This window comes from Rhizobium sp. GW821-FHT14E12, assembly GCF_058803745.1.
The window spans coordinates 727,686-749,785 of record NZ_JBXAPH010000002.1 but is presented as its reverse complement, the minus strand read 5'-3'; the positions used below and the strand labels follow the sequence as shown (position 1 = coordinate 749,785).

Sequence of the window (22,100 nt, the reverse complement as noted above, 5' to 3'; positions counted from 1 at the left end):
GCGAAAAAATCAGGGCTCAGGGGGAAATGGCGGGCTTGATGCTGTTGTTCGTGGCCTGCTCGGAAGGCGCCGTCTTTTGGTCTTCCACGCGAATGACATCCCCCGGGACGACCGGATCATTATCGCCGACGACGATGGTCCGCAATGCGCCGTTGACGATGCGGTCGATGGTCGTGACAAGCGTGCGCTGGGTATCGTCCGCGGCCATGTTTGCCGCCGCCGCCGGAGCGCGCGCCTGGATATTCTCAAGCAGCCCGCGCGTCGTTATCGTCTTCTCCTTGTTGGAGGCGAGGCGGTCGCGTACCTCTGTCGCTTCGGTCAATGCCTGGACACGGTAGCGGTTGCTGGCATCGGCAATGTCGCCGTCTGCCTTTGCAATGTCCTGCCGGGCCTTGAGATTGGCGAGTGCAACGTCGAGGTTCTGGCTTTGGAGCTGCGCCAGGTTCTGGTTGGCCCCGAGCTCGCGGGACGACACGGTCAATCCCTGCGAAATCAGTTTACTGACCGTCCCCACATCCTTGTTGGCAAGCTCGATCTGCTTGGCAAGCGAGACGGCCTTGGAATTCAACGCCTCTATCTGGTTGGTTGCAAGCAGCTTGGCCTGATTGAGGGCGTCGATCTCGGTACTCAACGACCGCTGGCGCGTATCGAAGAGATCCTGCTCCTCTCTCATCATGCGATCGACCGTTGCGTCACTTGCCCGCGTCGTCAAATCCGGCGGAAAGGTGATCGAGGGTTGGTCCTGTGTGACGGCGTCCAGACGCGCCTGTCTGGCAAGAAGGCTGAGGCGCTCGACCTCCAGGGTCCTGAGGTCGCCGCGAGCGACCAGAGCGTCACGCTGTAGGCCGACAAGATTTGGGTCGATCAATCCAAAGGTTCCCCCCGCCATGCTCAGCGCCTGAACGACCGTGAGGCCGGGGCTGTAGCTATATTTCCCCGGCCGGGTCACCAGCCCGGTGAGGAAGAACGGACGATATTCAGCGACCTCGACAGATGCATTGGGGCGCTTCTGCATGCCGACTTGCGTCTTCAAGCGCTCGCCGATGGAGTCGGAGACTTGCTCAAGGGTCATGCCGGCCGCCGGCACTGTCCCGATGATGGGCATCGACAGGTTGCCCGCCGGCGATACGACAAACTCCCCGGTGAGCGGCGCCCACTCGACCGCTGCCCCGGCCATCGGCCGCCATTCGAACACCCGGATCTTCAGTCTGTCCTGGGGGCCGAGCACATAGTCATCTGCCCAGGCACTGGAAATGCCCAGTATTTCGAAGAGGGCGATCGCAGCCAGAAAGGAGAGCCGGCAAGCCGAAAAACGGCGAGGCCTGGCACGAACGATAACCGGCGCGTGGCTCGCTTGCCGATGGGTTAAAGCAACATCTGATCGCATGACGTTCCACTCCTGTCCGGCACCAGCCGCGACCCTCTACAAATGACCGACATTGGCGCGCTCACCGATTGATTTGCCGACGAAAAACTTGAATTTCTCGATGAAGACGTCCGTCCTGAACTCGGCGGCGCGGGCAACGGCATCCGCCGGATTGAAATCCATTCGCTCCAGGCGCTCGACAGCATCGATTATGGCTTCGGTTGTCTGTATGTCGAAGAAGACGCCCGTCTTGTCCGCCACCACCGTTTCGGTCGCGCCGCCGCGGCCAAATGCGATGACAGGCCGCCCGCTCGCCATGGCTTCCACCGGCACGATCCCGAAATCCTCCTCGCCAGGAAAGATAAGCGCCTTGCAGCGCGAATACTGTTCTCTCAGGACATCGAATGGCTGAGGACCCATGATCGTCACGGTAGGTCCTGCTATCTTGCGCATACGCTCGAGCATTTCACCGCCGCCGATGACGACGAGCTTCGCTTTCATGAGATTGAAGGCCTCCACCGCAAGGTCGGGCCGCTTGTAGCTTACCAGTTCGCCCACCATCAGATAATGGTCGCCGACCTCAGACGAGGGGACCGGGTGAAAGGCAGTGGTGTCCACCGGGGGATGAATGATCTCGGAATCCCGTCGGTAGTAGCTCTTGATCCTCTGAGCAACCGTCGCCGAATTGGCGGCAAAGTGATCTACTCGATTGGCCGTGGCAACATCCCAAGTTCTCAAGTAATGGGCGAGCGGCGGCATCATCAGCCGGGTCATCAGGCCCGAACTATCATAGTATCTATTATACATGTTCCATATGTATCGCATCGGCGAATGACAGTAACAAACATGTAACGCCGCCGGACTTGGTATTATACCCTTGGAAGGTCCGGACTCGCTGCTGATGACGAGGTCGTATTCATTGAGGTCCATCTGCTCCAGGGCCATCGGCATCAAAGGCAGGTATTTCTTGTAGAGCTTCTTTGCGCCGGGAAGCCGGTCGATGAAGGTCGTGTGGATCCTGTGCTGCTTGATGACGTCGGAAACGGCTGATGCATCATAGACATGTGTAAAGATGTCGGCGCACGGATACATTCTGCAAAGGGCCTCCAGAACTTTTTCTCCTCCACGCATTCCAACCAGCCAATAATGTATGATTGCAACGCGCATGAAGTACTCCGGAAACAAAATAACAAATTCAAAGTTTACGCGCAGATCTCTTGGGTAATTTTATGTATTATTCGTCTGCTTGCATCAATTTAAAGTTGGCGATATTGCGATTGAGCTGTCTTCAATCGAAAGCTCTTCGCCGAGGAGCGGGTCTCATCGGCTGGCTTCGTCCAACTGTAAGGTTTGAAGCTTTCAGCGTGGCTTTCGACGAATGCGCGGATATTGGCTTCCAGTTCGCTGGTTGAGGTGCGGACGTCACGCTGCAATTGCTTGCGGCCTAGTTCGGCAAACCAGCTCTCCACTTGATTGAGCCAGGAAGCCGATGTTGGGGTGAAGTGGACATGATAACGAGGATGGCGGGCGAGCCAGGATCGGACAGCCGCAATTTTATGGGTTGCATGGTTATCCATGATAATGTGGACTTCGAGATCGAAGGGGACGCTGGCATCGATCTGTCTGAGAAAATCGAGAAGCTCTGTGGCCCTGTGCCGCTTATCGTAATTGCCGATCACGAAGCCGGAGATGAGGTCAAGCGCTGCAAGCAAGGGGGGCACACCTGGTTGCGCCTGGGAATGCATGTGCCGCTCCGCCTGGTCCGGCATCATTGATGGGCCGGATTGCCCATGATTATGCGCTCGTCCATGGCTCTTCTTATCGACGCTGAGCGCCAGCACACGGTTGGGTGGCGCCAGATGGAGCCCAACGACATCGCAGACCTTATCGATCAACGGCGGAACGCTCGACGGCTGAGATGTTTGCGAATGATGTGGTTGGAGTCCGAACGCGGCCCAGATCCGCCGGATCGTCGTGTGCGAGAAGCCTGTTGCCGCCGCCATGGAACGGATCGACCACTGACTTCCATCCTCGGGTGTCGACTTGAGAGTACGTTCGATCACGGCGGCAATCTGATCATCGTTGATCGTGCGCGGCCGGCCTGAGCGGTCGGCATCGAAGAGCCCCTCGATGCGATCCCGCAGAAAGCGCCGCCGCCACTTGCCGACGGTGTTTTCATGGACATTCAGTTCCGCGGCCACCGCCTTGCTGGCGATACCGTCGGCGCAGCGCAGAATGATCCGGCAGCGCTCGGACATAGACCGAGCGGCCGCCTCTTCCTGGGAAGCCTGCTGCCTCAAATACGCCCGCTCTTCCTCAGTCAGAACCAACGGCGCCGTCGGCCGCCCAGTCGTGCCCGCCATCGTTAGGGTCCCCCAAATCAAGTACAGAACAATGATACGAACTTAAGTTCCAATTGAATATGAATAAATTCAAATATATAAAACTGAAAATCTAAAAACTAGACTTAATAACACCAACTTTCTTTCTGTATTAACACAATTGTTGGTGTTTGATACACACATATTGCGTCGCAATAAAGACATTGTCAATTTATTTATTATTTGTTAACGTAACTCTACATTCCGAAATCGGCGATGTCTGAGCATATCAGGCGGTATTTCTTTATATCTTTCGAGTATGGAGCAAGCAGATGAGGGAAATTGATCTGAGAAGCGAATTAGACACACTGGATAGTCTGCGGATGCGACGACGGGCCGGTGTTTCGGCGGGTTTGGCGACTTCAAGGAGCTCGACCACTCGTGTCGCGTCGGATTCCGCCAAGTATTGCATCGACAGTATTTTGGCTGGGATCGCTCTGATGGTACTATTGCCGATGATCCTGATGGTGGCGGCAATCCTTCTGGTAACGCAGGGCCGGCCGATCTTCCTGTCCCATCGGCGCGTCGGCAGGAACGGGGTGTTGTTCTCCTGCCTCAAGTTTAGAACGATGGTCACAAACAGCGAGGAAGTGCTTGCGCAGCATCTCGAGGCTCATCCTGCCGCCATGGCTGAATGGAAGGCCACGCGGAAGCTCAGGGATGATCCTCGAGTCACGCCGTTCGGCAAGCTTCTGCGCAAGAACAGCGTCGACGAAATTCCTCAACTCCTGAATGTACTTCGGGGAGAAATGAGCCTTGTTGGCCCACGTCCGATCGTTCCGAGCGAGGCCGAGCTCTATGGCGCCTATTTTGCCGACTATATGAAGGTGCGTCCTGGCCTGACCGGTCTCTGGCAGGTCAGCGGGCGCAGCGACACCAGCTACAATGCGCGTGTCGAACTCGACGCACGCTATGTGGCCGAGCGGAGTTTGTGGGGCGATATGGTGATTATGGTCAGGACCATTCCAGCGGTTCTGTCCTCGCGAGGCAGCTATTGAGCTGTCGCGACGCTTCATGCGCGACGCCGGGATAATCCAGTAGGGACTTGAGACGGTACGCCGTTGACGAGCGGAAGTAACCGGCGGCTTTTCGCGGCCGCGTTGCTGCTTTCCGTGACGGCCTGCCAGAACTGAACTTAGTATCTCAGTATAAGGATAGTCAGTTTTGCAGGATATTTATGTTTCCGATCAGTATGCTGAACTGAACCCCACCTGGCACGAAGAGGATTCTCCTTGGAAAGCGCGCCAGATCGAGGAGATCATCAGAAAAAACGGGCTTCGCTTTGATAGCCTCTGCGAGGTCGGCTGTGGCACGGGCGAGATTCTTCTCAATCTGTCCCGCAGCTTTCCAACGGTCCAGTTTGCGGGCTACGAGATTTCTCCCCATGCCTATCAGCGCGCCAAGACGAAAGAGAAAAGCAACGTTTCCTTTCATCTAGCGAACGTCGTCGAGGAAAAAGACAGCCACTACGACGTTGTCGTCATTGCCGATGTGATAGAGCATGTGGAAAGTTATATTTCCTTCATCAAGGATCTGCGGCCCTGCGGCCGCTACAAGATCTTCCACATTCCGCTGGATCTTTCAGTGCAGTCGGTGCTGCGTGCATGGCCGATAACCAAGCTTCGCGCCAATGTCGGGCATCTGCATTACTTCTTCAAGGATACGGCAATTGCCACGCTCAAGGACTGTGGATACTCGGTCATTGACTATAAGTACACGGCAAGTCGTCTGGAGTTGCCCAATCAGGCATTCAGCAGCGCGTTGATGCGACTGCCGCGAAAGCTGCTCTTTTCCATCAATCCGGATTTGGCCGTGCGGCTGCTTGGCGGCTACTCGCTTCTCGTTTTGGCAGAGTAGACTTCCATGCCGCTGCCCGGGACGAATGTCGCAGCTCAACACACGATAGGTCGGAACATCCATCCCGGCGAGCCTTTCCTTTGCCTGCCCGTGCGTGCGCGGCGAGAATGCGGGGAGGCAATATCATGAGTATCGAGCCGATCGGCATTGTCGCCATCTTGAGTGGGTTGCTCTGCCTGTTTCTCGGCAACGGGGCGACGGTTGTGATGCTGGCGGTGACGGCGGTGCTTGGATCGGCGGCGGCAATGTTCATCGGTTCGGCGAACATTCAGCCGGGCCATGTTCTTCTCGGCTTCCTCGTACTTGGCGTCATTACGCGCGAGCGGACGGCAGGGGCGTTCGTCCATGCGCTACGCCCTGGTGAACCCGGTTTTTGGTTTGCACTTCTGGTTGTCTATGGCGTGATGAGCGCCTATTTCGCGCCACGGCTCCTGACGGGGGTGACGCAGATCGTGCCGCTCGGAACCACGGTCTTCGGCGATACGCGGTCCACCGTACCGCTGGTGCCGGTATCGAGCAACTTCACGCAAAGCGTCTACATGGTCGGTAACCTCATCTGCTTCGCAATGACGGTTGCGGTCGCATCAAGCTATCGTGGCTTCCAAGCCGTTCTCGCCGGACTGCTCGCCTATAGCGTCGCCAACACCGTCTTCGCACTGCTCGACATCGGTACTTATTCGACAGGCTCGCAAGGTATCCTCGCATTCATGCGGAACGCCCAATACACGCTTCATACCGATGACCAGATTGCCGGCGTGAAGCGCATCGTTGGGTCGTTTACCGAGGCATCCTCCTTTGCCCGCTCAACGCTCGGCGTCTTCGCTTTTACCGGGACGCTCTGGCTTTGCGGTCGCCGGCCCTACATTAGCGGCCCGATCGCCGCCATATCCCTGGTGCTGGTTGTGATGTCGACGTCGTCGACCGGGCTCGTCGGCGCTCCGGTCATGGTGCTCATCCTTTTTGCAACCGCCTTGCAGGTCAGCGGACGGAAGAGTACCAGCCGCACCGCCACGGTCGCGATCGTCTTTGTGCCGTTGGTGTCGTTGGCGGTTGGCCTCCTGGCCGCGATCGACCCGGACATGTCGAAGCTTATTTATAATTACATCGACATCGTGGCCCTCGGCAAATCCACGTCCGATTCCGGGATTGAACGCAATTCCTGGAACATGGCCGCAATCCAAAATGTCTTCGACAGTCTGGGAGTGGGGGTTGGTCTCGGGACAGCCCGTACCTCCAGTTTCCTGCTGGCGCTGCTTGCGAATGTCGGCGTTCCCGGAACGATCTTCTATCTGGCTTTCGCATTCGACGCATTGATCAAAAAGCGTGGCGTCCAGGGAAGTTTCATGGCCGACGCGCGCCTCGCAGCGCGCAACGGCTGTTTGGGGTTGCTGGTCGGCGACATGCTGGTGAGCCCGGTCATCGATCAGGGCCTGTTCTTCTGCATGTTGGCCGCCATGGCCTCGGCCCAACCGGAGCGCGGCACACAGGTCGTGCGCGCCAGTCGTCCGATAGGAGCAACCATATGAATGCCGCTGCCCTCTTCGCGGTCAATGGCCGCTTCTTCACGCAGAACGCAACGGGCGTGCAGCGTTATGCGTCGAATGTCGTGCGCGCATTGGATGAGGCGCTCGCTGCGGCGGATGCGCGGGCGGCGATCATTGCTCCGTCGGGGACGCCAAACCCGGGTTTCAGTCATATGCCTCTGATCCAGTCGGGACCTCTTTCTGGGCACCCCTGGGAGCAGATCACCTTGCCTTCCCAGTGGCCCGGTCGGCTCCTCAACCTCTGCAACACCGCGCCGGCCTCCAAGGCCGATCAAATCGTCTGCATCCATGATGCCAACGTATTCTCGGCTCCCGAGAGCTATAATCGTACCTTTCGGATGGTTTATCAGACGCTGCAGCCGCTTCTCGTGCGCCGGTCCGCGCGGATCGCCACGGTTTCCCATGCCGCGGCGCGCCAGATCGCCCGGCATCTGCCAATCCGGATCGAGGACATCGCCGTGCTTCCGAACGGCCATGAGCACGCTTTGAGCTGGGACCCGGCGCTCGCGCAAATGGCGCCGGGCTTAATTGCCGAAACCTTTGGGCAGAGCGATCGCCGGTTCATTCTGGCTCTGGGCTCCAGGGCGCGTCACAAGAACCTCGCGCTGCTCGTCGATGCGGCTCCCGGGCTTGACGAGATCGGCGTGGATATCGTGATTGCCGGTGGTGGTGCCGAGATCTTCGTACCCGGCGCTCTGAAGCAGCGATCGAACGTCCATCTGATCGGCCGCGTGTCGGACCACGATCTGGCCTATCTGCTCGAAAGGGCGCTCTGCCTCACCTTTCCGTCGCTGACGGAAGGTTTCGGCCTTCCGATCGTCGAGGCCATGGCACACGGTTGTCCAGTCATCGCGTCGTACACCGCGAGCATGCCGGAAGTCTGCGGCGACGCCGCTCTGCTCGCTTCACCCTCGGACCCGGCCGCCTGGATCCGGCATATCCGCGCGCTCAAGGAGACGCCGGAGCTGCGCAGCGAGCTGGTCGGAAAGGGATATGAGCAAGTCCGGCATTTTTCCTGGTTGCAGACGGCCGCCGGCTATATGGAACTGCTTGAGCGGCCGGCAGCGCACCCGAAGACCTATAGACCGGTCACTGCGAGCGTTCCGCGCACGGCCGTCGTCATCGCCACGCGCGGGCGCCCTGGTGTCGTGAGCGCCACGGTCCGCCATCTGCTTGCCACGCAAACGCTGAAGCCTGAGGCCGTTATCGTGTCCTGCATCGATCTTGCGGATGCGGGCGATCTGGTCGGGCATTCGGAAGTGACGGTGGTGACCGGTTTGCCGGGCCTGACCACACAGCGCAATACGGCGCTTCTGAGCCTGCCGGAAGAGACCGAGATCGTCGCCTTCTTCGACGACGATTTCATTGCGGACAGGAATTGGCTTGCCGCCGCCGCAAGGTCGTTTCGTGACGACAGCCAGATCGTCGGCTTTACCGGGCGGGTGCTTGCTGATGGTGTCAACGGCCCAGGCATCGGTTTCGAAGAGGCATTGCGCTTGGTGGAGGCTGCTACGCCGAGCGACTGGAGCTGGATCGAGCCCTACAGTCCCTATGGCTGCAACATGGCATTCCGCGCGCAAGCCATCGGAGAGACCCGTTTCGACGAGCGTCTCGTGCTCTACGGCTGGCTGGAGGATCGAGATTTTGCCGCGGCGCTTGCCAAGCGCGGCGGTCGTTTCGTCAAATGCGCGGAAGCATTCGGCGTGCATATGGGGGTGAAGAACGGCCGGATAAGCGGCGAGCGCTTTGGCTATTCGCAGATCGTAAATCCCATCTACATGCTGCGAAAAGGCACGATGACGGGCGCAAAGGTCGCGAACCACATCATTTGCAACATGGCCATGAATTTTACACGCGCGGCATGGCCCGAACCCTTCGTCGACAGGCGCGGACGGGCCAGAGGCAATCTGATCGCAATCGCGGATCTTCTTCGCGGCCGCTTGGAACCCGAGCGCGCGGCAGGGCTGACAGCGAAAAACAGCACGGGGCAACTTAAGTCGGAGGTGACGACTAGATGACGCAGAACAATCCGTCTCTTTTGGAACGCTCGTCCCGGCTTTGGCGGCTCGATGACGCTCCTACGGAAAACCCCAATGAAGGACCGGTCGCCCTCCTGCGATCGATGTGCGCGCTTGCCCTGCAGCACAAAACCAAACTTATCCTATGCACGGCCGTCGGGATCGGTCTGGCGGCATTCCATGCCCATTCCCTGCCGCGGATCTATACGGCAACAGCGACGCTGCTGCTTGAACCGCGCCGCGCGACCTTGGCTTCGGGTCAGGACGGGAGTGGTGCGCAGAATCTCGACCTGAACAGGGCAGACAGCGAGCTTCAGATTATCCGTTCGGAGCGCCTGCTCTCGGCAGTTTTCGACAGCTTGAATCTGCAAAACAGTGCGGAGCTCGGTCCGCAGCCGCCTCGGATGCTCGATCTTATCGTCAGCAATATGCGTCGTATCTTGAGCGAGCCGGGGACAGGAACCGGTGCGGTAACATCGGAGACTGGCAAAACAGCCCGGCCCGATGGGGTGGCTGCGGCAAGCAATATCGCGCCCCCCGCCACCGATGCGCGTCAAGCGGCATTCCAGAATTTCGCTCAGCGTCTGGACGTCCGCCGGGTTGGCCAATCCTATGTCATGGAAATCAGTTACTCATCTTCCGATCCGGCCCTTGCCGCCCGTGTCGCCAATGCGGCCGTGTCGGGCTATATCCTGCAAGCGGTCTCTTTCAAGGCGGAGATGGCCCAGGCGGGAACCGAGGTGCTTCAATGGCGCCTCGATGCCCTGGCCGCGCAAGTGGATGCTGCGACGGAAGCCATGGAGCAGGGCAAGCTGCCGGCCATTCCGACGCCGGACGGCGATGCCCGCATTATCGGCGCCGCGCTGCCGCCATTGAGCCCGTCGGCGCCGCGCGCATCGTTGATCACGGCGCTTGGAGGTGTTCTCGGGCTGCTCGCCGGCTTCTCCTTGATTGCGCTCAACCTGGCGCTGGATCGCAAGGTTCGCAACGCCAAGGATCTGGTGCGGGACACGGGGATACCATGTCTCGGAACCTTGCCGGACGCGGCAAGCCGGGCGAGCCTCAGGCGAGGCCCGTACAGCAGCAGAACGTCCCTCGTCGTCAACCTGCCCGGCAGCGCCTATGCCGTGGCGATACGCGATCTCAGGACATCCATCGAGATCGCCTGCTCGGCCATTCGCAACGAACGAGGCATCGTGATCGCGGTCGCGGGCTGGGAAGCCGGCAATGGCGTGTCGACGCTGTGCCTGAGCCTGGCGCAATTCATCAGCCGGAGCGGTCGGCATACGACGCTTTTCAATGCCGAGATGGGGCAGATCGACCTTATCGACGATGGTCCCGATGCTTTGCCGACAACGTCGTTGGCCGATGCACTCGTTGCCGACATGCGGCCGGAACAGGTGATCTTCGGGAATGGGCGTGGAGACGATGACGGCATTGCCGTGCTCCCCATACATTCCGCGAATGCCTTGACAAATCTCTATGTCGATTTCCGCGACCGGCGTGTCGCGCGTGTCGTCGAGGCAGCCCGCGCCAGGGGTGACGTGCTTCTCGGTTTGCCGCCGGTCGGCGACTCGACGGATGCGCAGGCGCTGGCGATTCACGCCGATGCGGTTCTGATCGTCGCCAGTGCCGGGCGGACGACCACAGAACAAGTCAACGACACTTTACAGCAATTGCGACGCTCTGGCGCCAATGTGATTGGCACTGTGATCAACCGGGCAAAGGCATGACAAGAATGGAAGCTCCGAAAATCGCCGTTGTTATTACCTGCTGGAATTATGAAACCTATGTGGCGAAGGCGATCCGTAGCGTCGTTTCACAGGGCCGCGACGATTGCGAGCTCGTCGTCATCGACGACGGCTCGACCGATTCGTCCTGGGACGTCATTCAGGGTGAGGGCGTGACCGCCTATCGCATTGAAAACAGCGGGCAACGGGCGGCAGGTCTTTACGGATTGGAGCGGACGCAGGCGCCGTTCGTTCTGTTTCTGGATGCGGACGACGAACTGGCTCCAGGTTCGCTCGCAACGATCATTTCGAAGCTGGACAGCGGCGTTGCCAAGCTTCAATTCTCGCTGACCCGGATCAATGACCGAGGTGATGTCACAAGTGCCGCAACGCCTCTGAAAGCGTTCCGTGAACGTGAAGCGATTGCCGATCTCGTGCTGCGCACAGGCGTCTACACCACCCCGCCGACATCCGGAAACGTGTTCAGGCGTGACCTGTGCGAACATCTTCGAGAGATGACTTACGACCGCGCGGTGGATGGAGTGATCCTGTTTGCCGCGCCGTTCATGGGCGATGTCGTGAGCCTGTCTGATGAACTGGGCCGCTACCGCGTTCATGGCCGCAACATTTCCGGGCTGGGCCGAGCTGTCGAGCCGGCTTCATTGCGTGGGGAGTTGAACCGCTTTGTCCAGCGGATGAGCCACCTGCGGCGGATTCTGGCGCAGTATGGTCGGGCAGACGAACTGGTTCAGCCCGAGCGGGCCTATTTTTATCTCGAGCGCAGTTTCTACCTGGCGATAGCCGAAGGGCGGCGCCCACCGATCGGGCGTCTGCTTGAATTGCTTCGCCAGCTTTGGCGGGAGGCCTATCCGATGAAGACCAAGGCGACCGTCGCCGCATTCTGGTTGCTGACCATGGTGCTCCCAAACCGACGGGCACGCGGCGGGCTTGCCTATCGGCTGAATGGAGGCAAGCGCTCGACCCTCGGGATGATTCAGTCGCTGCTGTAACACCCATAAGCCCGACCTCGGATTGGGAGGTAGGGGATCACCGACGACGGTCAGCCAGTTCGAGCCGTCCACGTCCGGCGATCAGTCGTACGCCGAGGGCAAAGAGCGTCCCGACATAGGCCGCCGCACCCGTCGCCACGACGAGGGCAAGCTCCAGGACATGGTTCCAGGACCGTCCCGCCAGCTCGTCTCGCAGCATGAGAACCCACACGACCATGACGATCGCGGCAAGGCCGATCTTCCATATGTTTTTCAGCTGCGCTCCGATACCAAGCCCCAACAGCCGCCGGGCGTCGTTCAGGTAGAATGCGAACATGATGGCCGAGAGGATAACCCTCGCCACGCTGACACCGCCGGTCGAAAAGAAATAGAAGCCGATCGAGATCAGAACAATCCTGAAGCAGAGGTCGATGGCATTCAGCCGGAAGAGAATATGAGGGCGGTCAAGAGCGAGGCTGGCCGAATACAGTGTCTGGAAGTAGGGTATCGGGATCACCGCCAATGAAAGCATGCTCAGCAGAGGAGCAGCATCCTTCCATTTTTCTCCGAGCAGGAGATCGGTGACAAGGTCCGATGTCAGCGAGATCCCGACGCAGGCGGGCACCGAAATCAGCATTGCAAAACGGGCGGCCTTGAGAAAGGCCAATCTCATTCGCTGAGGATCCGAGTTGATCTGCGAGAAGGCAGCCATCACCGGCTGCAGTGCCGGACCGATCAGGCTTTGCGTCGGCACCACAGACACGTCGCTCGCCACGGCATAGCGGCCGAGCGTGGTGCTGTCGGTGCCAGCGCCGATCAGAAAGCGGTCGAATTGCCAGTTCAGCGCCGAGACCAGTTGCGCGGAGCTGAACCAGCCGACGAAGCCGGCAAAGTCTGATAGTCGCGCCAGCGAGAGCGCCGGCCGGTATGGGGCAAGCACATAGGACATAGCCACGGCCGCTATCGAATTGGTGACGAAGTTGGCCGCGATGGCCCAATAGGCCCCTCCGGAAAAAACGATGATGATGGAGACGACGAAAGCGCACAGCTTTCCGGAAAACTCCATCATGAAGGTCTGCTGGAAGCCCATATTTCGGGCGAAATGCACCATTGCCGGACTGTAGAACCCTTTCACGATCGGGCCTAATGCCAGCATGGCAATCAGCGGGATCAGTTGAGGGTTGTGATTGAACATCGAAAAGGGCCAGGCGGCGGTCATGACGATGAGCGCGATCAATGCGCTCCTCATGACGCTCAGCGTGAAACCGGTGTCCAGATGGCTCTTGTCGATGACGTTCAGCCGGACCAGAGCCTGCGTCACCGGCACCTCAAGGACGGTGTCGACGACGACGACAAGCGACATTGCTAGCGCCGCCAGACCGAAATCGGCGGGGGTCAGGATACGAGCGAGGAACAGAAGCGTGAAGAAGTCGATGATGCGCCCGAGGAAGCGTGACACGATGAGCCAGCCGGCTCCTTTGAAGGCTTTGAACGCGAGCATCCTGAACCTCTAAGACCTCGCCCATCGCCATGGTAACCCGACATTGGCTCCATGCCGTTCCATGGTGGGCGGAAGCTCTTCTGGTTGTGCTTCGACGGAACCATGCTTAAGACGCGTTACAATAGTCATGGACATGTCCTTGGCATAAAATTCAACGATATAGGCGAGCCGAAACCCCTCGCAGCACATGCGCCATTTCAAGCGCGGCAAGCAGCGGCGGTTTGAGCAGAGGGAAGTCGCGCGCAATTGCACCCTCGCGCCACAGATGCGATTTGACCGACATCAGTTTCTTGGAGAGAGCCGCGTTCTGCGGACGATTGAGCACATGCACAACGTCGGAACGGCCGAAGTCGACCGAGCGGGCGCCAACACCGAGTGCGACGATATCGATCCGGCTCGGATTGGTGATGGCTTGCTTCAGGCGCAACCAGGCACAATCGGCGTCACGCAAGACCTGCGCACCGCTACTGATCCGATCGATATATTGCAGGGCTCCGGACAGAAGCGGATTACCCGCCGCCGGATCCAGCTTGCCATACCGGATATCGCCGGAATTGGCGACGACAATGCCGTCGGCATCCTCGCTGAACTGACGAACGGACGGCAAGGCAGGCTCAAACAGGCTCTCGATGATCTGCCAGTAGCGCAGGATCACGGTTTCCACCTTGAAGGGATTGTACAGGTTCTGCTCAACGACGAGGCCAGCGACCATCGGAAAATGGTCTTCGCTCAGTCCCTTGTAATTGCAGCGCGCAAATTGGATGGTCTCGAACCGGCGATCGGGAAGGCCGGCGCCCAGCAGTCGCTGGGTGCTTCCGTAAAGGCCGGTATCGCAAAGAACGATGCGTTTTGCCTGATCCGAAATCTGATCGAGATGGCGAATGAACAGGTCGTTCTGCTTGCGAATGTCATCCAGCACCGCTTGGCCGACACGGCTATCGAGCAGCGTGAAAAATCGCTTTGGATCGAAAACCTGTTGCCAAGGCTCCTGCAATTCGTAGCTCTGTCCACCCAAGGCGCGGGCGACGTCCGCGAAGCTCCCGTTCTGGAACTCCCGGCCAAGTTCGTCCAGTACTGCTGGGCTCCTGGTCATGATCGCCGAACGCGCGGCGACAAGCCTTGAAATCAGAATATTGTCACGCTTGAGGTCAAGCGGCAGGCCGAGCGCCTGCAAAACCCGCTCGAAAGCCTCCCTGATGCCAATGCCGCCTCTGGCGCAGAACAACAGCGAGGTGTCGCCGCCAACTTTTGCCTGCGTGGCATATAGCCAGATGAACAGACAGAACTCCGCGACGATTGGCCCGAAAACCTCTCGGCCGAAGGAGACCTTGTCGTTTGGCGCCGGAATATCCTGGCCGTGATGCGCCAGGCGCTGGCGGATCTGTCTGACCGCTTCGGTGGCTGCGCCGTCCGCGCGCGAGGCGTAGCGATCAAAACGGCTTCTTGGAAGGTGAACCGTCTTGATCCCCATTGCGCCGGGTATCCGGACATCGGCCGTCACATCGTCACCGATGTGCAGAACCTGGGATGGAGAAACGGCCTCGCTTTCAAGCACGATGGAGAACAGCCCGCCATAGCGTTTGCTCGCCTGGGCATCGGCGCTTGAATAAATCCTGTCGATCAACCCCGGACCATGGAAATGGTTGATCAATTCGGCAAGGTGGTCGGTGGAAAGCCCCGTGTCGCTCACAGCGACAATTCGGGCGCCTGCCTGTCGATATCGCCTCAGTAAGGTGGCGAGCGCTGCGTTTGCCGAGAGAGACGTCTTTTCGACGGCCAGTTCTATGGCGAGGCGCTCCTCTGTCAGGCTTTCCGGTAGGCCGAGCAACGCCAGTTGGCTGCGGATGATATCGGTGAGGCGAACTTCACCTGTACCACCGCCTGCATTGAGCGCGCGGTAAGCAAATTTCTGAGCAAGGAGGCGAGCTCTGACAAGTTCGTTCTTGCCGATGGACAGGCCACGATCTCTTAGGAGATGCGCAAAACGCGCTTCACCCGCAGCGATCCGGGAACGCTGCGACTTTCCACGGCGCAACAGTAGCGTGTCGAACACGTCGGTAGAAATCAGCTCGATTTCGTCGGCATGCTGATAGAAATCGTCGAGGCTTCGCCGTAGCACTAAACACCCCCTCGGCGTGCACCGAATTCAGTCGATTTTTCCAAGCAAGATATGATTTTCAATATCGAACTGCTTATAACAATGGTTCGATATCGATTTGAAGCATAGACTAGCAGCATAGAGTAAAATATATCAAGTACTATTCGGAAATATAAAGGAAATCACCTGAATTTATGTTCCATTTTTCTCCCAGAGAGGATTAGTATGCACTGTAATATCCGAATTATTTAGATTATATGTTTGAATTCAACTTCCAATATCTCAAAAGATAATCTACGCTTGCAAAACGGCTGGAGGTGAGGGTGACTCCATGAATGATGCAGGCCATCAGACCATCATCGACCCCGTCACCGAGGCGGAACGGTTTGATGCCGTCGTCCTTGGGGCCGGTATTTCAGGACTGGTTTCCGCGTCGGTACTGCTGCGGCAGGGCTATGCCCGGGTTCTCATCGTCGACGAATATGACCATATCGGTGGAAACCACATCGACTGGTCCTCCGGAGGATACACCTTCGATATCGGCAGCCTGATTTTCCAGGACGATTCTCCCCTGCTTGAGCACTTTCCCGAGCTGTTGCCTTTATATGTGCCGATCAATCCGCAATGGGCACGGCTGAACCCTCAAGGGATGATCACCACCTATCCGATTTCAGTTCGAGACGATATTTTCGGTGCGGGACTACTGGAAACCGCGCGGATTTTCGCGTCCGTGATCTATGCCCGTCTGTTCCAGCGGAAAATGCGCAATGCACGAGAGTTCGCGCGCTACTGGATTGGTGGACGGTTGCTCCATCGCTCCGGCCTGGAATCCTACATGAGACGCTTCTACGGGGTTGCGACGGATGGGATCGATATCGATCTCGCCCGGAAGCGGATGCTTTGGATCAGCGAGCATGCCTCCATTCAGAATCTTATTTCCCGCGTGTTGAAGCCGAAACGGCAAGGCCCGACCAATCGGCAAATGGCGCGCCCTAAGGAGGGATTTCGATTTCTTTACAAAGCCGCTGCCGATCGGCTGGAAAAAGACGGCGCCGCGTTTCATTTGGCTGCTGAAATGCTGAGGATCTACAAGATCCAGGACCAATTTCATCTGCAACTCAAAGATAGAATTGTCGCATGCGACCGGATCATCTCGACCATTCCTATTCACAGGGCGGAAGAATTATGCGGGCTCGATTCCGGGCGAAAGCTCGACACGATCACGCTCATCGGTCTCTATTTCAGCTTCTCCGGCGATCGCGGGTTTCGTCAGTCGATCATCTATAATTTTTCCCACGAAGGCGCGTGGAAGCGCCTGACGATGTATTCCGACTTTTATGGTTGCGCCGACGGTCGTGAATATTTCACGGCTGAGGTCATCGGCAATCACGCCGGCGGCTCGGTACAGCAGGCCGAGGACGACTTCAGGGAGCATGTCCGCGCCAATGGACTGTTCCAAGGCGACCTCAAGCTGGAAGGAAGCTATGTCCTGGAAGAGGCCTATCCGATCTATAGTCGAGGCGCTGCTCAACACGCCGCCGAAGCTATTCGGCAACTCCAGGCGTTCGGCCTCGAATCTCTCGGACGTCAGGGTGGATTCAACTATCAACCGACCGCACGCGCCTCCACAGTGGAGGCCGAGGCAGCGCTCCGCGTCAAGCAAATTGTCTAGATAGTTTTCCGCGCGGTCGTGGAAAAATGAAGCATATGCATGTGCCGGATAGGCTTAAAATCTTGATGATGGCTGACATTTTGGCGGGATATAGCCGGGAATATTGAGCGATAACCCAGATTTATTCCGGCATCGAAAAATTTGTATTTGTCGACAATGGTATTGGGTGCGGTTTCATGCGGATTTTGCATATTCTCAATCACACGAACAGGCTGAACGGACATGTCCATGCGGCGGTCGATCTGGCCTGTGCGCAAGCCAAGCTTGGCCATGATGTCTGCGTCGCGAGCGGTGGTGGCGATTTCGATCAGCTGCTCCACAGACACGGCGTCACGACAGTGGTGATCGATCATCAGAGAAAACCGTTCAACCTGCTGAAATCCTCGTACGCATTGCGCAGACATGTTCGCGCATGGCGGGCGGAGATCGTTCATGCCCATATGATGACAAGCGCCGTGTTGGCCTGGCCGATCTGCAAAGTCGCCGGCATCCCGCTTGTCACCACGGTCCACAATGAATTCGAGAAAAGCGCGATCCTGATGGGTCTCGGAACGCGCGTGATCGCGGTGAGCGAGGCCGTCGGCGCGTCAATGCTGAAGCGCGGAATCCCGACATCGAAGCTTCGTGTCGTCCTCAATGGCACGATCGGTTCGGCGCGTATCGAAAACCGCAGTCCGTTGCCCGTCGTTCTCGGGTCTCCGAGCATCCTCTTTGTCGGCGGTCTGCACCCTCGAAAGGGCCTCCCCGATCTTTTCGAAGCCTTCCGGCTCGCGCATGAGAAGCATCCGACGGCGAGGCTCTACATCGTCGGGGAGGGGCCGTTCCACGCAGAGTATCAGGAGACGGTCGCGAAGATGGATTGCGCGGCGGCCGTCACATTCCTGGGCGCAAAGGAAGATCCTTTCCCCTGGATGGTGGGCGCCGACATTTTCGTATTGCCATCCCACGCCGACCCGGCCCCCTTGGTCCTCTCCGAGGCGCGCGAGGCGCGCTGCGCCGTCATCGGGACGAAAGTGGATGGCATTCCGCAACTGCTGGAATATGGCGCGGCCGGAATTCTCGTGCCGCCGCACGATCCGCCGGCGCTGGCGGCAGTGCTCTGCGGCCTGCTTGAAGACCCCAGTCGTATCGGGGAATGGCAGGACAAGAGCCAGACACGGATCGAACGCATGACGATCGACCGTGTCGCTCGCGAGACCATGGATGTCTATGCGGGCGCCCTTGAACCGAGCTCGAAAGTCGCACAAGCCGCCGCCTAGCTGGCGACGTGGCATCGAAGCGCGCGACAGGATCAACAGAGGACAGGAAATGACGATCGCAACGTCTCGGCGCAACGTCCTGATAGGAGCTGCCTCGCTTGCCGCCGCCGGTGGACTGCTCTTGACGAACAATCGGCCCTCCGCCGAAGAGGCTCCCGATCCGACCGAAGGCCGCAACCTTATCTTCGACGAAGGGTTTACAGCGCTCGATACGACGATCTGGCATGCCGGTCCCAAGGCGACCACTTTCGATACCGGCTTCTACGGGCGATCCGCCTTCAGCCGGATTGATGGCGAAGAGGGATTCAATCCCTATGCGATCGTGGACGACCCATCAGCGAGCAACGGCAAGGCGCTGCAAATCTCGGCCCAGTATATTGGACGCCAGATGAACGTGCCGAGCTATTACGGCAATAACCTGCCTGAATACCAATGGATTTCCGGCAATATCCAAACCGCCAAGTCCGACGGCACGATCCTCAAAGGGTGGCGGCAGGGGTATTTCGAGGCGCGCATGTGGTTTCCCGCCCACCCCTTGAGCTTTCCCGCCTTCTGGCTGATGAACGGCAGGAGCATTCTCTTTCCGCAGACGAGCGTCGAACTCGATATCGTCGAACAGAAGGGATGGGAACACGATCTCTATGGCGCATATCTGCACGAATGGGGCAAGCCGGGCGAGCATCATGAGGGCATCGGCGTCCCGACCAGCGTCGACATCACCACGGGCTATTTCCGCTATGGCCTGCTCATTGAGGGCGCCCGCTGCCGCTTTTACTTCGAGCGCAAGCAGATTCGTGACCCGAAAACCCAGCAGCCGATCGACTGGACGCTGGGGCGCGCGGCGGAGATGGATGCGGGCGGCGATGTGTTCTGGCCGCTGCTTACCCTTGCCTTGCGGTCGGACGTGCCGTTCCCCAATCCGCTGAAGCCGGAAGACCGGCTAACCCATATGCGGGTCGATTATATGCAGGTTTATGCATAACGTATCATCGATTTGCCTCGTCGGCGATCGTCACCAAGGCCTATGAAATCTCTTTCGCGGCAACCCGCAAGGCGTCCGCATGCACATCGACAACCCGCTCTGTGTCGAAACTGTCTATGAAGCTCTGCCTGAATTCTGCATGGGACAATTCATCCTGCAGGTTGTCGCAGTAATAAATCATCGCCTTGACCAGTTCATCGCCGCCGCTCACCGGAACGAGGCGTCCGAGACGCCTGTCGACGAGAATGTCGCTCGGACCGAATTCGCAGTCGGTCGAGATGACCGGCAGGCCAAACCTCAAGGCTTCGCATATCGCCAGCGACCAGCCTTCCCAACGCGATGTCGATACGTAGACGTCACTGGTGGACAAGGCCGGCTGCGGATTGTCCGGGTGGTGCTCGATGCTCACCACATCATCAAGTTCCAGCCGTCTGATCTGATCGCGCAGTTCGGCCTCTCCCGCGCCATAACCGACGACCTTCAGTCTGACGTTCTTGCGAACCTTGCAGAGTTCGGCGAATGCGTCCAGCAGGATATCCTGCCCCTTTTGATAGGAAAATCGGCCGACATTCACGAAGGTAACGCAGTTTACGTCCTCAAGAGGTTTTATTCTTCCGGCATCGAATTTTCTGACGGGATTTGGCAGCCAGTATTGCGGGGTCTTGCTGGCAAACATTGCCTTGAATGACTCGAGCTGCTTCGGCGATGTGCCGAAGACATAGGACAGGCGCTTGATGAAATAGATCTTCATCAGGAAGAACAGGATCTTGGCCTTCAGGTGGCTCGGTTCCAACCGTGGATTGCCATGCAGATGCATGGCGAAATTCCTTCGGATTCCGAGGCAAGCCATCATGCAGATGACCGTCGGCTCGATCTGCGGGACGACGATCAAGCCGTAGTCCTTGCTCTTGAACACGCTTCTTAAGATAGACACCAATTCTCGTCTGTTGTGCGCAATTCTATCGATCGTATTGTAGCTTTGCTTTCCGGCTGGCCGGTTTTTGTGCTGCGACGTGTAGAGGACGTCAATCTCGAAATCGGCCGCATATTTTTCGGACAGGGCAGAGCATATCGTATCGACGACGCGCTCAATGCCGGCAAAAGAGCTAGTACCGGGTTGAATATAAAGAATTTTTATGCGGCTGTGAATTGGTGCTTGTTCTTTCCCGCTCGGCAACTCAGCTTTCATTTGCATGCGCGCGTCCTATTCGAGCTGACAGGTCTTGATGGCACGATGCAGAGTACAGCATTAATAATAAATGGCGAGTGCCTTCAGTATTATTCAGAAGAGAAATAGTAATATTCGCAGCTTGAAATTCGATAAGTATCTCCCTCATCTGAACAGCCTATAAAGTGGATTTTGCTGCAGCTTGAAAAATGATGAAAGCCTTGCCGGCGCCTTGCATCAGGCTTGAGTAGAGCAGCGGTCTCTCGATGGCCGTTTTCAATTCGTTGACGCATGAGTCAATGAATCGTTTGAATAGCAGCCCTGTGCATGCTAATGCCCTTGCGTGGTAACTGGGCGTAAAGGCCGAAGAATGAAAAGATTTAGCCTGTTTCTGATAATGGCCATGCTCACCTCATGTGCGGGCCGCCCAGGACCTGAGGTATTGGAAACGGTCTCCAAAGCGCCCGCAACGACGAATACGTTCACGGTCTATTCGGCAACGACCAGGCCAAGAAAAGATCCGGCGCAGAATATTTTCACGAACGGACGGTCGATTTCAACGAACTACGCCCGCTTCACGATCTCCATCCCTCCGACGCATAAGAGCGGTCAGATAGAATGGCCCCGTCCGAAACCGGACCCGCAGAAGACATTCGCGGTCACCGGCCAGGCCGTCCTTAACCGGGAGAGTTTTTTGAAGACGCTTCCCGACAAGGGCGAAGAGCGCCGGGTTGTCGTCTTCGTCCACGGTTATAATTACAACTTTCAGGAATCCCTGTTTCGGCTTGCCCAGTTAAGAGCGGATTCAAATCTCCCGGCCGTGCCGATCTTGTTCTCATGGCCGTCGCAGGCAGCTTTAGCGGGCTATATAGCCGACAAGGATTCAGCCACATTTTCCCGGGATAATCTGACGCAGCTTCTCGTGGATATCACCAGGGATCGCAAGCGTGGCGAAGTCATGGTGTTCGGTCATAGCATGGGCGGCTGGTTGACCACCGAGGCTCTCAGGCAATTGAAACTGGAAGGCCGCGAGGATGTGCTGGCCAAGCTGACTGTGGTGCTGGCGGCGCCGGATATCGATGCGGATGTGTTTATCTCGCAGCTGAATGTCATCGGCAAAATGTCTCCTCCTTTGACGGTGCTCGTCTCGCGGGACGACCGCGCGCTGGAAGCCTCGACATTTTTGGGAAGCGGTGTGCCCCGCGTCGGTGCGCTTGATGTCAGGGATGAATTCGTCCGGCAGGCGGCGGTCAAGGCCGGTGTCCGATTGATCGACATTTCAGAGCTCAAAGCGTCCGATCCCGGTAATCATGATCGCTTCATCGCTCTGGCGTCGATGAATCCGAATTTTGATGCTGGCACGAATGGAAAAACGAACGCGGTCGGAAAGGCCGGAGCCTTCGTCTTCAATGCCATCGGCGCAACGATATCCAGCCCCTTCCGACTGGCTAGCCGAGCGGTCAATCCGCAGTAAAGCTTCCAATATATGGAATCGGGCGCGGCTGGGATTCAGCCGCGCCCAAATGCATTTAGGT

General features: G+C 58.0%; 16 protein-coding genes. 10 read left to right on the top strand and 6 right to left on the bottom strand.

Features of this window, described 5'->3' with window-relative positions:
* Nucleotides 1-16: 16 nt before the first annotated feature.
* The 3 genes from AC1RO0_RS11565 to AC1RO0_RS11555 all read right to left on the bottom strand — a co-directional run bounded on the left by AC1RO0_RS11565 (nt 17) and on the right by AC1RO0_RS11555 (nt 3,729).
* Complete coding sequence (locus AC1RO0_RS11565; RefSeq protein ID WP_498593025.1) at nt 17-1,387, bottom strand: polysaccharide biosynthesis/export family protein; 1,371 nt, start codon at nt 1,385-1,387, stop codon at nt 17-19.
* Nucleotides 1,388-1,423: 36 nt separating this feature from the next.
* Nucleotides 1,424-2,497 carry a glycosyltransferase gene (locus AC1RO0_RS11560; protein ID WP_498593368.1) on the bottom strand — a complete coding sequence of 358 codons (1,074 nt, stop codon included), beginning with the start codon at nt 2,495-2,497 and terminating at the stop codon, nt 1,424-1,426.
* A gap of 125 nt (nt 2,498-2,622) precedes the next feature.
* On the bottom strand, nt 2,623-3,729 hold the full coding sequence (locus AC1RO0_RS11555) for an IS630 family transposase (RefSeq protein ID WP_498593024.1): 1,107 nt from the start codon (nt 3,727-3,729) through the stop codon (nt 2,623-2,625).
* A gap of 290 nt (nt 3,730-4,019) precedes the next feature.
* Between AC1RO0_RS11555 and AC1RO0_RS11550 the strand changes: the two genes are divergently transcribed.
* From AC1RO0_RS11550 to AC1RO0_RS11525, 6 genes are all read left to right on the top strand, one after another.
* Nucleotides 4,020-4,745 (top strand): sugar transferase, encoded by a 726-nt coding sequence (locus AC1RO0_RS11550; RefSeq protein ID WP_498593023.1) that lies wholly within the window; start codon nt 4,020-4,022, stop codon nt 4,743-4,745.
* A gap of 166 nt (nt 4,746-4,911) precedes the next feature.
* Nucleotides 4,912-5,604 carry a class I SAM-dependent methyltransferase gene (locus tag AC1RO0_RS11545; protein WP_498593022.1) on the top strand — a complete coding sequence of 231 codons (693 nt, stop codon included), beginning with the start codon at nt 4,912-4,914 and terminating at the stop codon, nt 5,602-5,604.
* Between the two features lie 125 nt (nt 5,605-5,729).
* Nucleotides 5,730-7,130: a hypothetical protein gene (locus AC1RO0_RS11540; RefSeq protein ID WP_498593021.1), complete on the top strand. Its 1,401-nt coding sequence runs from the start codon at nt 5,730-5,732 to the stop codon at nt 7,128-7,130.
* Nucleotides 7,127-9,166 (top strand): glycosyltransferase, encoded by a 2,040-nt coding sequence (locus tag AC1RO0_RS11535; RefSeq protein WP_498593020.1) that lies wholly within the window; start codon nt 7,127-7,129, stop codon nt 9,164-9,166. Before AC1RO0_RS11540 ends, AC1RO0_RS11535 begins: the two co-directional genes overlap by 4 nt.
* A complete protein-coding gene (locus AC1RO0_RS11530) occupies nt 9,163-10,899 on the top strand; it encodes an exopolysaccharide biosynthesis protein (protein ID WP_498593019.1) in 1,737 nt (578 codons plus the stop codon). The genes AC1RO0_RS11535 and AC1RO0_RS11530 overlap by 4 nt, the downstream gene beginning before the upstream one ends.
* Before the next feature lie 5 nt (nt 10,900-10,904).
* Nucleotides 10,905-11,906 carry a glycosyltransferase family 2 protein gene (locus tag AC1RO0_RS11525; protein WP_498593018.1) on the top strand — a complete coding sequence of 334 codons (1,002 nt, stop codon included), beginning with the start codon at nt 10,905-10,907 and terminating at the stop codon, nt 11,904-11,906.
* A 37-nt stretch (nt 11,907-11,943) separates the two neighbouring features.
* On the opposite strand, the gene AC1RO0_RS11520 is transcribed toward AC1RO0_RS11525, so the two are convergent.
* Together AC1RO0_RS11520 and AC1RO0_RS11515 are read right to left on the bottom strand one after the other, a co-directional pair.
* Nucleotides 11,944-13,386, bottom strand: coding sequence for a lipopolysaccharide biosynthesis protein (locus AC1RO0_RS11520; RefSeq protein ID WP_498593017.1), 1,443 nt, complete (start codon nt 13,384-13,386; stop codon nt 11,944-11,946).
* Between the two features lie 151 nt (nt 13,387-13,537).
* Nucleotides 13,538-15,505, bottom strand: coding sequence for a hydrolase (locus AC1RO0_RS11515; RefSeq protein WP_498593016.1), 1,968 nt, complete (start codon nt 15,503-15,505; stop codon nt 13,538-13,540).
* 310 nt (nt 15,506-15,815) lie between these two features.
* On the opposite strand from AC1RO0_RS11515, the gene AC1RO0_RS11510 reads away from it, so the two are divergent.
* From AC1RO0_RS11510 to AC1RO0_RS11500, 3 genes are all read left to right on the top strand, one after another.
* Nucleotides 15,816-17,156 (top strand): NAD(P)-binding protein, encoded by a 1,341-nt coding sequence (locus AC1RO0_RS11510; protein ID WP_498593015.1) that lies wholly within the window; start codon nt 15,816-15,818, stop codon nt 17,154-17,156.
* A gap of 176 nt (nt 17,157-17,332) precedes the next feature.
* Nucleotides 17,333-18,415: a glycosyltransferase family 4 protein gene (locus AC1RO0_RS11505; protein ID WP_498593014.1), complete on the top strand. Its 1,083-nt coding sequence runs from the start codon at nt 17,333-17,335 to the stop codon at nt 18,413-18,415.
* A 49-nt stretch (nt 18,416-18,464) separates the two neighbouring features.
* Complete coding sequence (locus tag AC1RO0_RS11500; RefSeq protein WP_498593013.1) at nt 18,465-19,397, top strand: LamG domain-containing protein; 933 nt, start codon at nt 18,465-18,467, stop codon at nt 19,395-19,397.
* A gap of 40 nt (nt 19,398-19,437) precedes the next feature.
* On the opposite strand, the gene AC1RO0_RS11495 is transcribed toward AC1RO0_RS11500, so the two are convergent.
* The gene (locus AC1RO0_RS11495) at nt 19,438-20,592 is read right to left on the bottom strand and encodes a glycosyltransferase (RefSeq protein ID WP_498593012.1); all 1,155 of its coding nucleotides are present in this window, start codon (nt 20,590-20,592) and stop codon (nt 19,438-19,440) included.
* A 370-nt stretch (nt 20,593-20,962) separates the two neighbouring features.
* On the opposite strand from AC1RO0_RS11495, the gene AC1RO0_RS11490 reads away from it, so the two are divergent.
* Entirely contained in the window at nt 20,963-22,039 is a 1,077-nt protein-coding gene (locus AC1RO0_RS11490; protein WP_498593367.1) for an alpha/beta hydrolase, read from the top strand.
* Nucleotides 22,040-22,100: the final 61 nt, after the last annotated feature.